The organism is Desulfosporosinus nitroreducens, from assembly GCF_023897015.1.
Lineage (GTDB): Bacteria > Bacillota > Desulfitobacteriia > Desulfitobacteriales > Desulfitobacteriaceae > Desulfosporosinus > Desulfosporosinus nitroreducens.
This window is the reverse complement of record NZ_JAMHFY010000024.1, coordinates 1-16609: the sequence shown is the minus strand read 5'-3', so window position 1 is coordinate 16609 and position 16609 is coordinate 1. Positions and strand designations below refer to the sequence as shown.

The window sequence follows — 16609 nt, the reverse complement described above, 5'->3', positions numbered from 1 at the left end:
ATTAGACTCCTAGCCCACATCCTTCCACAATTTCTTCAGCCGTGCTTTAGGATCAGCAATTGAGGCGTACCGAATAGCTCTCTTAACCTCATCCACGACAATATCGATCTGTTCATCTGTGATATTATTAAAGAACGGAATAGCCAAAGTACCGGTCGCAACATGTTCTGTTACAGGGAAATCTCCTTCTGTATACCCAAACATCTCGCGATAGAAAGGCTGAAGGTGGATCGAAGTAAAGTACGGTCTACATCCAACACCCCTATCTAAGAGCGTTTGCATAACTAAATTCCGATCGATCCAAGGCTCAAACCTAATTACAAACACAAACCAGCTCATTTTCACTCTCTCATCGACCGTGGGAAGAATAACCCCTTCAACATCCTTGAATTTTTCCATATAAGAATCAGCGACTTGTTGACGAGCGTCAATAATCTCATCGATTCGCTCAAGCTGTGCCAGTCCAAGCGCAGCACTTATGTCACTCATCCGATAGTTGTACCCTAAACGAACATGATTGAGCCACTGAGTATCGATTCCACGTCCTTGGTTCCGTAGACTATAACATAACTTCGCAATCTTTTCGTCATTTGTAACGACGATTCCACCTTCACCTGTTGTCATTTGCTTATTCGGATAAAAAGCGAAGACTCCAGCATCAGACATCGTTCCGGCTTTCTTGCCCTTCCACTCTGCCCCAATCGCTTCACAAGAGTCTTCAATAATATACAAGCCATGTTCAAGAGCAATGCGTCTTATTTCGCGCATGTTCACAGGTTGCCCAAAAATATGGACCGGTAAGATCGCTTTGGTTCTTTTCGTAATCTTGGCTTCGATTTGTGTTGTATCCATGTTATAGGTCTTTTCGTCGATATCGACAAACACAGGTTTAGCGCGTTCAAATAACATACAGTTACTAGAGGATATAAAACTAAATGGTGTCGTAATAACTTCATCGCCATCTTTTATTCCTAGAGCGGCTACGATCATATGTAACCCACTTGTCCCACTATTGCAGGCTATCGCATACTTTGTTCCAGCATAAGCTGCCATTTTTTCCTCAAACTCTGTGAGTTTCGGCCCTAATGCCAAGTGATTCGAGTCTAAAACCTCCATTACCGCTTGTTTTTCTTGTTTTGTAATATCCGGTCTTGATAATGGAATCATCTGCGTACCTCTTTTCCTAATTTTGATATCAATAAAGTACTCTTAGAATTAAGTTGTATATGTAGTCTAATAATTCGGTGCGATAAATAACACCTACCTTGCACCCACTCTCTCCATATCCCTTTTCCCCAAAAGCTGTTGAAACCCCGGTACAATCCTTCCAAGTTCCTCCACGATCTCTTCCCTCGCCAAGTACGAACCCCTCCCCCTGATCATCTGAACCAATCTCTCAATCCTCGCAACATCCACTACACTCGCCTTTGCCACAAAAATCCTCTGATGCTTCGTACTCGTTGTCCCTTCCTCCGCTGTGAGCAATTCCTCGTACAACTTCTCTCCAGGACGTATGCCTGTGAATTCAATTTTGATATCCACACCCGCATCAAACCCTGACAATCTAATCAAGTCTTGTGCTAAATCGACAATTTTAACAGGTTTTCCCATGTCGAGGATGAAAACTTCCCCTCCTCGAGCCATTGCACCCGCCTGGATCACGAGTTGGGCTGCCTCGGGTATCGTCATAAAGAAGCGAATCATCTCTGGATGAGTCACTGTTACTGGGCCACCTTTAGCAATCTGTTTCTTAAAGGTCGGGATGACACTTCCTCGACTCCCTAGGACATTGCCAAAGCGAACAGCGACGTAACGTGTCTGGGATCGCCGGTCTAAGCTTTGAATGATCATCTCGGCCACTCGTTTTGTGGCCCCCATTATACTTGTTGGATTAATGGCCTTATCTGTGGAAATAAGCACAAAGGTTTTCACTTGGATCAAGTCGGAGATTTCTGCAACATTATAGGTTCCTAGAATGTTATTTTTCAAAGCTTCCTCTGGGTTTCGCTCCATGAGAGGAACATGCTTATGAGCGGCTGCATGAAAGACGACTCCGGGTTTATACTTTCTAAAGACTAGTTCGACCTTTTCTCGATCTTTAACATCCAAGATTTCGGTTATGAGATTGATACCTGGAGAGTCAGAGCGGAGTTCTTGCTCGATATCGAAAATACTGTTCTCGCCACGACCGACAAGGATGAGCTTTTCCGGGTTAAACCTGCCTATTTGCCGACAAAGTTCTGAGCCAATGGAACCGCCCGCTCCCGTCACCAAGACGGTTTCTCCTGCCAGATAGCCTGCTACTTCTTCGATATCTAGATTTACCTGATCTCTTCCCAATAAATCCTCAATCTGCACTTCACGGATTTTTAAGGTATCCACCTGTCCACTAAAATAGTTATAAATACCAGGGATGATCTTAATGACTACATCACTTTTTTCACAAATCTCAGTAATATCCCTAATGACATTCCCAGGAGCCGAAGGCATCGCAATAATGACTTCTTCAACTTTGTGAGCTTTAACAACTCGCGGGATATCAACCCTTGTGCCTAACACGGGAATCCCCATTAACTTTAGTTTTTGCTTTTGCGAAGCGTCATCAATGATCCCGACTGGATAACCCTCTCGATAATTACTATTTTTTAACTCTCGGATCCCTAAGGCCCCAGCATCTCCTGCCCCGATAATCAGGACTCGCTTCGGTATTCCAGGGATACGAGCATTTAAAACTCCATCTTGCAATATCCGTCCGAGGAAACGTGAGCCACCGATTAAAAACGTGGTGGTTAGCCAAAAGAGCACAGCTACCGTGTTCGGATAGCGCATCGGGGCTAAGAAATAAATAACGAGTACAACGCTACTCGTTCCGACCGCAACTGCATAAAGAATGGAAAGAAGTTCACTGATACTGGCATATTGCCATAGTCGATTATACAAACCAAATAATGAAAAAGTTAATAAGTATATAATCGTTCCCGCCCAAGCTGTATGATAATACGTCCAGAAATACTCATTAGGAATATCCCCTTCAAAACGAAGGTAAAAGCTACCAAACGCAGCTAGGTTAACGAGCACTGAATCAATTAACATTAAAGCTAAGGATTTTCGGTTAAATTTCATTGCCGGGACCTTCCTTTACAATATTAATCAGAATTATTGCCTCCTCACTCAAAGTGTTTTGCCCATAACATCAAGGATCTCAATACCTTCGTCTGTAATTAGCGCAGTGTGAGCCACGACCCACTTATTCTCACTTATTATAAGACGCTTCCAATATTTGCACATCCGTATAAGCTACAGGATTATCAAATAAATTCATAGGTATTTCCTACAGGCTAATTCATCATAGAAGACTGCAAAAGAGCCACACATAGTTGTGTGACTCTTTTGCAGTCAATTTTTATAGAAACAGTAAGGTCATTCTCTTAACTAATCTAAGCACTTTCCACTTTGTCCTTTGTATAAATTAATACAGCCTCTAACCGGGATTTAACACCTAACTTTGACAGTATATTACTAACATGAAAATCAACAGTGCGGTTTTTAATGCCCAATATGGTCGCGATTTCTCTATTGCGCAAGCCCTCGGAAATTAATTCTATTATCTCTATTTCCTTTGGCGTTAGCAATGTAACATGGTCTTTTTCGGGCTCAATAATATCAGTGGTAATCACTTCGCCAACAATCACAGATCTGAGATATGGAGCCATGTTCTGGGAAAAATAGTACTTACCGCTTGAGGCCTGTAATATTGCCGCAGTCATTTCAGATTTTGAACAATCTTTAAGTAGAAAACCATGGGCACCTTTATTTAAGGAGGCATTAACATACTCTTCGGGATTTTGTCCAGTAAGCATAATAATACTGACATTTGAATCAAGCGCTTTAATTTTCTCAATCAAATCAGTTCCGCAGAAATCAGGAAGATTAATATCAAGTAATACTACGTCCGGATGTTCTTCTTTCACTATTTTTAAACAATCACATCCATTCTTAGCCGTTCCTACTACAGAAATATAGGACTCAGAAGATAGCAATGATACAGTACCTTCCGCAAAGAGTGTATGGTCATCCACTACTACCACTCTTATAGTCCTCTCCAAGCTAGAGCCCATAATATTTCTTCCTCCTCCACTAGCATCCTTTAACATTCATCCTTTAAATGGGGATAGAAGCCTTAAGCGTTACCCCATGACCAATATTTGAAGTGATAGAAAACTTCCCACCCAAGCTTTCTATTCTTTCTTTCATTCCAATTATTCCAAAATGATTACCCACCAGCGACCAATCGGCGATCTTCTGGGGGTCAAACCCTTTACCGGAATCACTAATTTTCATTTCAATTCTCGCATCTTCCAAGGTAATGGTGACATTTGCTCTAGTTGAACCTGAGTGCTTCATAACGTTATTTATTCCTTCTTGCAAAAAGCGAAACGCTACCACTTCGATATCCTCTTCAAACCGATGTTCTCTACTCATTCCTATTACATCTAAAAATATTACCAAAAGCTCTTTTTGCATAATTTGCTGAAACAGGACCTCGACAGCAGGAATAAGACCTAAATCCCTCAAAGAAGATGGACGTAAATTACTACAAATTGAACGAAGTTCGTAATTCAAATCCTCTATCATGTCCTGCATGACTGAGACAGTATGAAAACAATTATTCTCATTCGAAAAATTAGCAATTAATTCCTTCATCCTTCGGTTGAGATCCAATCCTATCTGTAATGATCCATCATGTATTTCTCGCGCTAAAGCCTTCTTTTCTTCCTCAAGGTTACTAAACAATAATCGATTGATCGCTTCCAGTCCCTGGCTTCTTCGTTGTGATTCCCGAGACTTTTTCTCTATTATGTTTATTTCCCTACACAATTGCTTTATGAAACGGATCCCTTTGAGGCGTTGGCCTATTTGATAACACACCGAAGTTAGCAGCAGTACTTCATTTGATTGAAATCTGATATAGGAACGACGATGACCTAAGAACATACCACAGATAAAATCGTCAGAAACAAAGGGTATATACATCTCTACAGGAAAATCATTGGAAAAAGTTTCGATGGAATGCCTTGTGCTTTTAGCCGTTCGGTAATAGTCCTCCATGATTGCTTGTTCAGTAGTATTTCCAAGGTATCGTCCTACCGCAGTTTTTGTTTGCCAACCTTTCAGATCTTCTGCTATTACAAAGGCACCTTCAAGCCCAAGTTGGTTCACTAACTCTTCTACAATTAAAACTTCATTCATAGAGGAAGGATTTCCGTTTAGTTCTGCGATTTTATTTTCAATTCTACAATTCCCTTGAGTACCAAGGATTTTATCAATTGCATAATGCAATAAAGCTTTAAAAAGATTAAAGATAAATAGGGCCATTATTGTTAAAGACAACAATGAAAGATACGTCTCAATATTTAGCTTTTTAATTTCCCCTATTAGCGCTAAAAGCCAAGTGAAAAGCCAGCTTGTCAGAATACCAGAAACTAAAGAAATAATGATAACCTCAATAAACTTACGTCCATCTGGCAAGCTTTCATTTACAACAATATAACTTAGGGTAATCGGAACAATCGCGATAAAGAGAGTACTAATCTTAGGATTAACAATAAGGTCAATATCAAGGAGAATTGGAACCGCTGTAAGTATAATAAAAGGCAACAATCCTATTGCTAGTCCCACTAGCACAATGATTGCCTGGTTTTTCTCGGGTTTATCTGCGGGTAATTTAATAAGCCTGACTAAATTCCATAAAACTGTAACAGTACCGATCAGCCCATTGGCTAGCGCTAGTTTTCTTATTTCTGCAGCGGAAAAAACAACTCCTAACCCTTTTAAAATTAGGATCGTAAATATGAGTGCAGAAATTAGACATAAGACCCAAATTATAAGTTGATTTAGTCTATTACGTGTATTAGTCAGAACAGAAACAAAATTCACCAATAACGCTGGTACGAGCGAGAACCCAATTACCTCTAGTTCCCTCGCCAACATCAATCCCCGGCTTGAGGCCGGAGCTACAATTATAACTAATCCGACTAGCCAATTTAACCAGAATATTGCACGAGCTTGTACAAGGAAAGGTCGCTTAAATACTGTAACAAGACCTATCAGCCAAAAGATAAATCCGAGAGCCGCCATTGGGAGTTCACTTAACAATGTATATGTAAAAGGTGGTTTAACGATTTGGACAACACTAATGGGCTCTCCAGAACTTTTTACGGTAATCGCAGATGCCCCTTCTACATCACCCCATTTTTCAGTAGACGGATACGTTCCTGGGTCATCGTTATCAATTTTTAGAACTATATCTCCTGTATGAATCCCCAATCGATAAGCCTCTCCATGGGGATCACTAAAAGTTACGGTCCAGTCGCCTCCCCTATTTTCAATGCTAAGACCTACATACGGGTGATTGACTAGAACAGTAAAATACACAAGGCAAACTAAAACAAAGGCGGCATTAGCAATTCGAAATGCTAGCCGCCTATTCATTTTATCTAACAAGCTGAATCAACTTCTCTTTTCTTTTTTCTGGAATTGGGATACCGTCTAAAATGTCCTTCGCACGTTGCTTATACATCTCGTAGATCACAGAACAATAATGAATTGTCCCCTCATTGACAACCAATTCTCTTAACTGTCCTCTTTCTTTTGGGCCAAATTGATCTGGACCTATGCTCGCCAAAGAACTAAGGCGTTTTAGCTCTTCAGCTTTTATCTCATTAAGAACATATAAAAGATAAACGAAGGGTAAAGTTTTCCTTCCCTTAACTAAATCACTTTTTGTCTCGATGTTTAGAAAATCATGGAAATCGTTTTTGATTTGACTCATCAAACCTAATGTCAACCCGAATTTTCCGAGTTGGTTGACAAGTGTTTGTTCAGCGTCTCCTAAGATCGCCCCAATTTTACACGCACTAGCAGTTAATCCGCCTGACTTTTTCTTAATAATCTCGAAATATTCTTCAAGCGAAATTTTCTCTTTACCGTCATTCAAAAACTCCTGAAATTGTCCGTCACACGCTTGTAACCCCATTTGATTAAGAACGTTGCTTACATCCTCGAAATGCCTGCGGTTAGATATTGTCGAAAGGGCTTTGTAGCTAAGAACCAGTATACAAGTTGCCAAATTAATCGCTTGCGCAGGAGGAACTTTACGCCAAGGAAGATCGTTGTTATCTTGGTCTTGAATATCGTCCAAAATATCCGCTGCTAAGGCGTAGAGTTCCATAGCAACGGCTCCTTGCAACCCTGTTTCTAAGGTCCCCCCTGTGCCTTCGCAAGTGATAAGTGTTAATTGGGCCCATCCATACCTTCCGTTGATTTTAAAATTCGAATCAAGCCAACTATTGATTATGCTTACTACACCCTTGCTAAGCCCTGATATTGTTAAAAGCAGTTTTATTTCCTTCGCAATAACTTGGTCCATATTCATGATGGCATCGCTTAGCTCCTTAAAACCAAAAAAGAGTCGGTGACATTCTAGCCGCTAAAGCATTACTTGACAATTCTTCTTTGGAGAACACCTTTGTTATTGCATTCAATTCACAGTTAGTAATTTCACGGAAAGATTTAAACTCCGGTATTATTACTGAGCTACGGTTTGGACTTTTTGCTAATTCGTGAACTAATTCAGCAATGTTGTCAAAGTTCATTTATTATTCCCCCCTTTCCTCTAGATTTGACATTTATTCATAAATTCCTCCTGTTACGGGAAATATTATGAAAATCAACGTATTGTAACGTTTGTGCTCCACTCTTCTAATTAATGCTTCACTAGCTCTCAGATATAAACCGAAGATGGACGGCTGCTTTGCTTTAGGGGGCTTTATTAGAGGTATGCTTCTTCTTAATATCGTCGGAAGCGTTATAGTAGTAGTAATAGTAGTATTCGTTGGAATTCATCTCCACTTTATTAAGAACAGCCCCTAGGATCTTAACCCCCAATTTATCCAGTTGTTCCTTGGCTTTTTGCGCATAACCTTTGTTCACTTCCCCTGCGGCTAATACTAGGATGACTCCATCAACTTCCTGGGCGAGAATCGCTGCATCTGTGACTGCAATAATGGGAGGAGTATCGATGAGGACTATCTCAAATTGGTCACTGACTTCCTCGATCAGGCATTTCATCCGTTTTGATCCGACGAGTTCTGCAGGATTTGGAGGAACAGGACCTGCCGAGAGAACCATGACACCAGGCACAGTCGTTTCCCTGATATATTTATGATAGTCTTGATCTTGAACCAAGGAAACTGATAACCCTTCTCCATTATCCAATCCAAATAGTTTATGCTGAGTTGGATTACGCAAATCAGCATCAATAATAAGAACGGATTTTCCGGATTGAGCCATACTAACCCCAAGATTAGCGACCGTGTGAGATTTTCCTTCTCGAGGACCTGAGCTTGTGACCATTATTATCTGAGTCTCTGAATCCACACTCGTAAACTGGACATTTGTTCTAAGCACTCGATAGGCCTCTGCGATGGGGGATTTCGTTTGCTCGAAAGTAATTAATGAATATGCCAATCAAATCTCCCTCTCTTGCCCTTAATTCCCCATTTCATAGTCTGGAATGATGCCCAGTACTGGAATCCCCAAAAGCTTCTCGACATCACTCGAGGTCTTTACGGTGTTATCCAGATATTCCAGTAAGAAGACCAGCCCACCAGAAGCCATAAGGCCCACAACAAAGGCAATCAGTACGTTCAAGATTTTATTTGGCTTAATAGGCTTATCCGGGATCACTGCAGTATCCACAATGCTTACACTGTCTACTTTTTTGATTTCAATAACAGCTTTAGTAAACTCTTGCGCCATTGTATTGGCAATCGAGGCTGCCAGCTCAGAGTTTGTATTGGTCACCTGGATTTCCAAAATTTCCGTGGTCTTTACTGGATTTATTGAGATCATACTGTCGAGTCCTTCGACCGTCAGTGACAAGTTTAAATCCTTGATCACATTTTGTTCGACGGTGCGACTCTGAGCGATCATTGCATAGGTCTTGGCAAGTTGTTGGTTAGCCTGAAGTACACTATTTTCGAGATTTTTCGCTGCATCTTGGCCAGGCTCTGAAGCTTTCTTTCCAACGATCAGCGTGGTTGAAGCTTGATAAACCGGTTTTATGACAAAAAAACTAATAACTCCACTGGTGAGTGCCGCAATGAGCGGCAAGGCCACCACGATCATCCAACGTTTTCGCAGCACGTCCCAATACTGCCGTAATTCTATTTCTTCTTCCATGTTGACCTCCCAAATCAGTCCCGTAAACTTGTTCGACATTTTGCTATTAACTATTTACAAAAATTCTACTAAATAGCCTCTGCCTAAAGCTTTATTGTTATCGATAAATTTCCAACGACACTGCCATTCTTTTTGAGCTCCCCTTGAATTGAAACACTATCGCCGTAAAACGCTCTAAATGTTTTTAGGCTAATCCCATTTCCACCGTGTGTTCCCGAAATTAAGTCATCGAGGTTCACTAAGGTGGCCTGTCCTCCTGAAAGAGGAATGATTTTATCGATCTTATCCAATTGCAAGTCGCAAGGCTGGTCGACGGTGACACTAAAGCCAGTCACTTGAGTCTTATCCTGAGCGCCACTCATGTCAAAGGTTAAGTCATTACTCATTTCATCTGAGTTGTAGGAAGGAACCGTATGCATTTGAATCTTAAGAACCTTAACAGTCGGCTGTGTAGATCCTGGCAGAGGAACTGGCAGAGATGACATCACATGCTCTAAAACACTTTGGGGCACAACAGTTTGTCCACCCAGTGCTATGACTTCAGTCGGTACATTCTGTAACACATAGTCACATGATGTCGTAGGTAACGTCTGATCAGTCAAGAGAATTGCTGAGGAGCTCTGTGCCGCCAATGGCACTCCAGCCAAGGCATCCACTAAGGTTTCTCCATTAGCCACGTAGGTCTTTTCATTCTGAAGAACATCCTTGAACCCTTTCAGAACCTCAATGTTTGTATCATATTTGGTCAATCCAGCATAACGATGAACTGTTCCCGGAAGTTGTGCTTGCACAGTGTTACCTACAACAGCCGTGCCACCGATGACATAAGAATCTGTAATGCCTGATTGACTATTCAAGAACGATTTAACTGAGGGGGGCAAGGCGTCACGGGTGGTCTCCAATATGGGTATGCCCTGGGTTGCGGCGATAGCAGCAATCGATAAGGCATCCGCCGAGGTCGTCCACCCGGCGGCTACGACGACCTGAGAAACTTGCACTCCCTGATTTATCATTTCTTTAGCAATATTTACGGATGTTTCGTATTGATCATACCCACCCAGCTCGACAGGGGTGATTCCCATTTCCTTAAGTTCCGCTAAGACCGGTGGTTTAATCACAGCCGTTCCGCTTATGATAAAGGCCTTTGAAGGTTTTAGACGTTGAATTTCTTGTTTCGCCCAAGGATTAAGCTGATTTCCCCCATCCGTAAGAATCAATGGAGCCTCAAGCATAGCAGAGAATGGCCCTGCCGCTAAGGCATCCACTAAATTAGGCGTCATACCCGCTGCAAGGACAACCGCATCCGAAGTTCCTGCCCAACCTTGCTCAGCAATTTTTGATGCGGTTTCATATTGGTCTATGCCCTCTAAGCGAGTGACTGCTGTTCCACTAAAACTGGATAATGAGGGAGTCGCAGTCGTGGCGGAGAAAATTTGTTCTGAAAAACCCAAAACGCATGCCAAGCCGATAGCTATGCTTGTGTAGAATAGCCGTGGCCATTTTTTACGCATGTCGTAAATTATCCCCCTTAAACATTCGATCAAATTTCAATAAGTTTGATCGAAATCTTTGTCTTGAAAAGATTAATTAAAAACAGAGAGCTGGAATCCCCAACTCTCTGTATAATCCATTTGTACTCTCCCGCAACTTTAGCGAGTGTAATACGCGTTGAGTAAATCCCAATTAATTTACAACCACTGTGATCCTGATTAACTCGTTCATTTCTACTTGTGAATCATTCATTCTATAAGCAGTGATGACTGTTGTACCTTTTGTAGTACCGGCTTTAATTGAAGAGCCATCCTCGGCAACAGTCGCAATCGCTGAATTATCGGTCTTCCAAGCAAGCAGACCTGCAAGGTTAAATGCACCAGTATCTATCCCTTTGACAGAAAGAACAAGTTTAAGTTTATTATCACCTTTTTTCAATTCCATAGGCGTCAAGGGATCGTAGATAGTCCCGTTGATTTTGTATTGGATTTGAGAGCGGATAACAGACATTCCTACGGCCTTTTCAGCGGCATTCGATGGATCAATGACCGCCCCTATCTGACGTTGCGTATCGACAAGCAAATCTATATTCCAGCCAATATCTGCGAGCTTTTGATCAAAGACGTGGTACTTACTATTCTGAGAATCTGCAACATTGTGCAAGGCCGTTTTCAGCCATTCAACCAATGTATCCTTGATTTCTGTGCTAGAACTGCCTACAAGGCCTAATATGACGGATGGATTTTTCTTAATTTCATTTTTGATCTCTTTTTGGAGCTCATCTTGCGTAGCCATCATGAAACCATAGAATAATTCTACTTTAAAGTCATCTCCGAAAAGTGTTCTGATTGTTCTTCCATTTTCAATTTTAAAATTTACGAGCGCACTTTCCAAAGCAGCATTGTCATCAGAATAGTGGATCGCTTGAAAATCACGGAGGGCCTTAATGAGTGCCACTTTTGCATCAAACCTCGTAAAACCACTCGCTTGAAATCTTGCAACTACTTGGTCCGTCAAAAGTTTATCAGCGCTATCGCTTAAAGTCCCATCTTGAACTGAAGTCAAGAGATTTGTTCTTGCTTCATTGATGGAATCCTTTTCACTAGGACTAAGATAGCCGCGGTAGGACATAGTTTCAGTCACGATTTGGTCAAGAGTTGCCGTATGTGACGAACCACCTTGGTCAGCGATTCGCACCGAAATTTGCGTAACAGTTGCCGCCCCTATACTGCTGCCAGTCGGAATTAAACCCTCTGCGAAGGCATTGAAAGGGATCATAGTAAGTGCCATACCAGCAATAGCTAATGAAGCTAAAACTTTTTTTGTTTTTTTCATGGAGTGAATTTCTCCTCTCTACATTTAGTCTTCTCTAACTCTAGAGAATGGACTATCTTATAATCGCTTACCATTTATTCAGTTAAACTGCATAGATCTTGATTTATTATAAGACTGTTCCAGAATTTGTACATCCGTAAAAGCTACAGGTTGAATAAATAAAGTTCCAGGTAGTTCCTACAGGTTCAGTTATATTTCGATTGAAATAATTGAGATGTTTAAACGCAAATTTGTTAGGAAAGAGCAATTAACAATTATTCCATACAGAAATACAAAAAAGCCAGAACATCCAAAACGCTCTGGCAACTATAGAAATTTTTAATAGTTTTTCATAATTCATGCTCGATTCACAAATCGATTAAAGCGGTTGCTTAACCAAACCAATATCGGAGATTTTGGAATTAACAACGATATCCACTTCAGCCTTTGGGAACTCCTCCGCCCAATTTTCTTTTATGTTTTGCCATTCCTGCGGAAATTTTCGGCTTAACTCAGTCCCAAACCCCAAAATATCGGTACTGTATTTTTCTTGGGCTTTATCAACAATACTCCTGATTTCTTTTTCTATTACCTCAGACTGGCTCTTCTTTAACTCCATAATCTTTTCTGGATTGCCCAAATCTGTTAGACACGCCTGGTCAGCCAAACGAGATTCCACATTTACAGAAATCGTGAATTTCAATTTGCCATCGCTTATATCCGATTCGATTTTCCGGTTAGCCCTTTCAATTTCCATGGAAACTTTTTTATTTTCCTCACCCGGGCAGGGAATGGTAATTACTCCCGATTTAACTTTACCTTGGCTCCACAAATAACCTCTAGTCTCTAGAGGATTCAGCCTTCCGATAAGCTTGTCTCTCTGGAAGACCGCAGCACCGTTAAGAAGCAAGGCTTTTTTGGGATTATTAGGATCGAGTTCAATGTTACTGAGGACAGCCCCTGGCGAATCGTAAGCTAGCTGCTTCATAGTGTCGAGTAGGGTGGTAGCTACTGTTTTTGATGATAATCCAAAATCTTTAAGCATCATATCAAGCTGTTTTGCCGGCAGACTCTCCAACGTGGATTGAGCTTCAAAGATATCGGCTGCTTTTCCCGGAGTCACTAATACCCAAGTAAGTGGACGCATTTCGGCGTCCCGGTTGAAAAGATCGAGTACCGGCAGGATTCCCTCCTTGGCTATCTCATTACCAAGAATGATAGCAGTATTATGAGGATAATACAATTTGCGTCCAGACTTTAGTATGAGATTTCTTACGGCATCCATGACGGTTTCTCCAGTGCTACTCAAAATAACACCGGAGCTTTCTACTCCAGAACTGCCTCCAGTACTTGATTCCTGGGAATTAGAGGTACGTTCGACTTGAACAGAAAATTTAATTTCATTATTTTCTCCTTTGTCAAGGGCAATCAGCGTAACAATTGCACGTCCCTCTAATTCACTGCGGTCCCAACAACCGGTTATCAGCAAAGGAATCCCTAATATTAATAATAAATAGATTACCCTTTTTCCTTTTTGCATGGGTCTAACCTCATTTTTTCTTTGGGGATGGCCTGGTTGAGCGTCCTCTAATAGAATTCCAGGCTCCTAAAAGTCGGGGGCGGGTATTTAATGCCCAAGCAGGAGCTTTAACCAGGACATCCCGCAAATCGTCTAGATTTCCCGGAGCCAGAGGTGCCAGGTAGGGGATCCCAAAGGAGCGTAGTTTTGTTAAATGAATAAAGAGGACCACACTCCCCATCAGGATGCCGAATATGCCCAGAAGCGTAGCACAAGTCATGAGAAAGAGGCGACTAAGCGGAATAACATCCCCTAAAGATGGGATAACAAAACTGGCGATACCAGTTAAGGCTACAAAGATAATCACTGTATCACTGACCAAGCTCGCCTTTGATGCAGCTTCACCAATTACTAAGCCCCCGACAATACTAACCGCTTGCCCGATCGGACGAGGCATGCGAACTCCGGCCTCCCGTAATATTTCAAAGATCATTCCCATGATAAAAACTTCCACGTACGCAGGGAAAGGTATCCCTTCTCTAGATTTTGCCATGCTAACTAACAAGGGAGTCGGAATTAAGTCCGGATGATAACTCTGGATAGCAATATACAATGCTGGAAGGTAAAGAGCAAATATCAGGGAAGCAATCCTAAGCCAGCGAACAATCGTAACAAAATAAGGCCGAGAATAATAATCCTCTGAGCTTTGCAAAGCTTCAACCAAGAGATAAGGAACTGTCAAGGCAATAGGAGTGCCATCGACAAATATGCCAATGCGCCCTTCTAGTAGCTTCGCGGCTAGAATATCCGGCTTCTCCGTATTGCCAACCGTGGGAAAGATTGAGACTGGCGCATCCTCAATCAATTGTTCGATATATCCGCTTTCCAAAATTCCGTCGATATCAATTCTTTGCAGACGGTTTCTTACTTCATTGACCAGTTTTTCGTTGACAACTCCGCTTAGGTAGGCAAAACAGACTGTTGTTTTCGTGCGAGTTCCCAGATTTAATTGTTCTAAGATTAAGTTTTCATTAGTAATTTTACGCCGTAATAAAGAGAGATTTATTCCCAGACGCTCATTAAAGCCTTCCCGGGGTCCCCGCACAACAGATTCGGTAGCTGGTTCTACTATCGCACGACCTTCGAACCCTTTACTATCGAAAATCAAGGCTGAATTAAAACCGTCAAGGAGTAAAGCCACATTTCCTCTTAAAATGCTGTCTATAACATCTTGAAGCTGGCTAAATTCCTGTACTCTGTTATTGGGCACAGCATAATCCCTGATGAAAGTGAGCAAGTTATGCTGATTAAGCTCCTGCCATAGTTCTTCCCTCGCGAAATCAAACATTAAGGGTTTTAAGATAGTTGCATTCATTGATTCTGCTTTAACCAGACCGTCGATATAGATTAGGGCTGCGCTCTTATTGGGGTCAAAACCGACCTTGAATTCACGAAAAACAATATCTACGCTACCCTGAAACCGCTCTTTCAGAACGGTAAGATTGGTTGTTAAGAACGAAGTAAGTTTATTGACTTCAGTTTCAGATTCATTAGAAGGAGGATGGCTATCATTCTCTGTTTTCGGTTGGCTGTGAGCTGGTAATTTCTTTAGTTCTCTTATTTTTTTTAGTTTCTTTATCAATTTTGCTGCTCCTTTTCCCTTATTCATGTCTTCTTAATTCCGTGACGAATTATACTGACAATAAGCAACATAATGATCAGGAAAACTTCAATAGATATAGCCAAGAAAGGAAAAATTGTCTCCGTAAACTGATTCATTTCCGCAATATTGCTAAATACAAACACCGATAGTATTAGCATGCTAACTCCGAAATATGGCGTCAAAGTCTGATACCTTTGTATTTTGAAAATCTGGGCTAATCCCAGAACGCTTGAATAATAGAGTATGACCAAACTTACAAAAGCACCAGCAATCTGAAATATGATGACTACAGTTTCAATCCGCTCAAAAAAATCACCAACTTTAATGATCTGAGCAAGGCGAAATACTGGATATACTTGTTGACTGCTATAACTTGTACCGAAAATGGCGATTAGGGACATCAATGTCATAATGGACAGAATGGTCCCACTACCAATGGCAATCCATTTTGCTTTAAGACTTTCTTTAGGGTTGTTATGATACGGTATAAATACCCCCATTGTGATGCAGACCCCATACAAACTAATGGGCAAAAGGCTTGACTTTAGTAATTCCCATACGTTATGTTGAAAAACTGGTTGAATATTTCCTAGTTCGACCCGATTCAAGCTAAAGGTCAAAATGATCAGCAATGCAATAAGCATCAGTGGAGCAATTATTTCGCTCAGCCTGGCAACTACCTCTAAACCGGCATTGACTGCATAGAGGGTAGTCAAAAGCAGAATAAAATTGATAGCTAGTTCCGGAGTGCCTGTCAAGAGCACTGTATCAATAAATTTACTGACGGTTTTTAAGACTATCAGTGTCATGTACCCAAAAAACAGGACAAATAAAAGGCCTGAAATCTTACCCAGCCATGGGCCCAGAATTGTCTCACTGTATTGAATCATCGTCTGCCGAGGATACCTCATACCGAGGATAAAATAAATTATAGCAAGTGCAGCATCTATAACGAACGTTATAAGCATTACTTGCCAAACGTCTTGTCGGCTTTGTTCAATCAAAATTCGAGGTAAACCAAACATAATTGTACTTAACAAAAGAGAAAAGAGCATTAAAGTAAATTGCCGGGTAGATATTTTTCCGTTTTCTAACATTTTTTACTCCCATTTTCATCAGAGTACAAGATTATTCTATTATAACCTTTCAAAATTTTTCTATGTAGAGCTGACCTCAAGATCCATTAGCTCATAGGGATGCTATCAGCATCAGCTTGTTCCGTTGTCAATTGCAGATGGTTCCACAATACTTCACTAATGGCCAACATTAATCAGATAATGCAAGAAAAAGAGGCTGAAGCACTTTAAAATGGACCCTGTAAAATAGACAGTTAGAAAAAGAGGCTCTATAGCCAAAATTTAACTGACTCTGTTTTACAG

Annotated in this window: 13 protein-coding genes; all 13 read right to left on the bottom strand. The window is 41.1% G+C overall.

Going from position 1 to position 16609, the window contains the following annotated elements; genetic code table 11:
* Positions 1 to 9: 9 nt before the first annotated feature.
* Complete coding sequence (locus M8E35_RS20455; RefSeq protein WP_252471818.1) at positions 10 to 1167, bottom strand: DegT/DnrJ/EryC1/StrS family aminotransferase; 1158 nt, start codon at positions 1165 to 1167, stop codon at positions 10 to 12.
* Between the two features lie 93 nt (positions 1168 to 1260).
* A complete protein-coding gene (locus M8E35_RS20450) occupies positions 1261 to 3123 on the bottom strand; it encodes a polysaccharide biosynthesis protein (protein ID WP_252471816.1) in 1863 nt (620 codons plus the stop codon).
* A gap of 314 nt (positions 3124 to 3437) precedes the next feature.
* Positions 3438 to 4118: a response regulator gene (locus M8E35_RS20445; protein WP_252471814.1), complete on the bottom strand. Its 681-nt coding sequence runs from the start codon at positions 4116 to 4118 to the stop codon at positions 3438 to 3440.
* A 43-nt stretch (positions 4119 to 4161) separates the two neighbouring features.
* A complete protein-coding gene (locus M8E35_RS20440) occupies positions 4162 to 6504 on the bottom strand; it encodes a sensor histidine kinase (protein WP_252471812.1) in 2343 nt (780 codons plus the stop codon).
* Positions 6494 to 7435, bottom strand: a complete 942-nt coding sequence (locus tag M8E35_RS20435) for a polyprenyl synthetase family protein (RefSeq protein WP_252471810.1) — start codon at positions 7433 to 7435, stop codon at positions 6494 to 6496. Before M8E35_RS20435 ends, M8E35_RS20440 begins: the two co-directional genes overlap by 11 nt.
* 19 nt (positions 7436 to 7454) lie before the next feature.
* Positions 7455 to 7655: a hypothetical protein gene (locus tag M8E35_RS20430; protein ID WP_252471808.1), complete on the bottom strand. Its 201-nt coding sequence runs from the start codon at positions 7653 to 7655 to the stop codon at positions 7455 to 7457.
* A 163-nt stretch (positions 7656 to 7818) separates the two neighbouring features.
* Entirely contained in the window at positions 7819 to 8529 is a 711-nt protein-coding gene (locus tag M8E35_RS20425; protein WP_252471806.1) for a CpsD/CapB family tyrosine-protein kinase, read from the bottom strand.
* A gap of 21 nt (positions 8530 to 8550) precedes the next feature.
* The gene (locus tag M8E35_RS20420; RefSeq protein WP_252471804.1) at positions 8551 to 9243 is read right to left on the bottom strand and encodes a YveK family protein; all 693 of its coding nucleotides are present in this window, start codon (positions 9241 to 9243) and stop codon (positions 8551 to 8553) included.
* 83 nt (positions 9244 to 9326) lie between these two features.
* Positions 9327 to 10754 carry a cell wall-binding repeat-containing protein gene (locus M8E35_RS20415; protein WP_252471802.1) on the bottom strand — a complete coding sequence of 476 codons (1428 nt, stop codon included), beginning with the start codon at positions 10752 to 10754 and terminating at the stop codon, positions 9327 to 9329.
* A 172-nt stretch (positions 10755 to 10926) separates the two neighbouring features.
* A complete protein-coding gene (locus M8E35_RS20410) occupies positions 10927 to 12069 on the bottom strand; it encodes a hypothetical protein (RefSeq protein WP_252471800.1) in 1143 nt (380 codons plus the stop codon).
* 358 nt (positions 12070 to 12427) lie between these two features.
* A complete protein-coding gene (locus tag M8E35_RS20405) occupies positions 12428 to 13588 on the bottom strand; it encodes a Ger(x)C family spore germination protein (protein WP_252471798.1) in 1161 nt (386 codons plus the stop codon).
* A gap of 10 nt (positions 13589 to 13598) precedes the next feature.
* Positions 13599 to 15209 (bottom strand): spore germination protein, encoded by a 1611-nt coding sequence (locus tag M8E35_RS20400; RefSeq protein WP_252471796.1) that lies wholly within the window; start codon positions 15207 to 15209, stop codon positions 13599 to 13601.
* A 23-nt stretch (positions 15210 to 15232) separates the two neighbouring features.
* Complete coding sequence (locus tag M8E35_RS20395) at positions 15233 to 16327, bottom strand: GerAB/ArcD/ProY family transporter (RefSeq protein ID WP_252471794.1); 1095 nt, start codon at positions 16325 to 16327, stop codon at positions 15233 to 15235.
* Between the last annotated feature and the right edge of the window lie 282 nt (positions 16328 to 16609).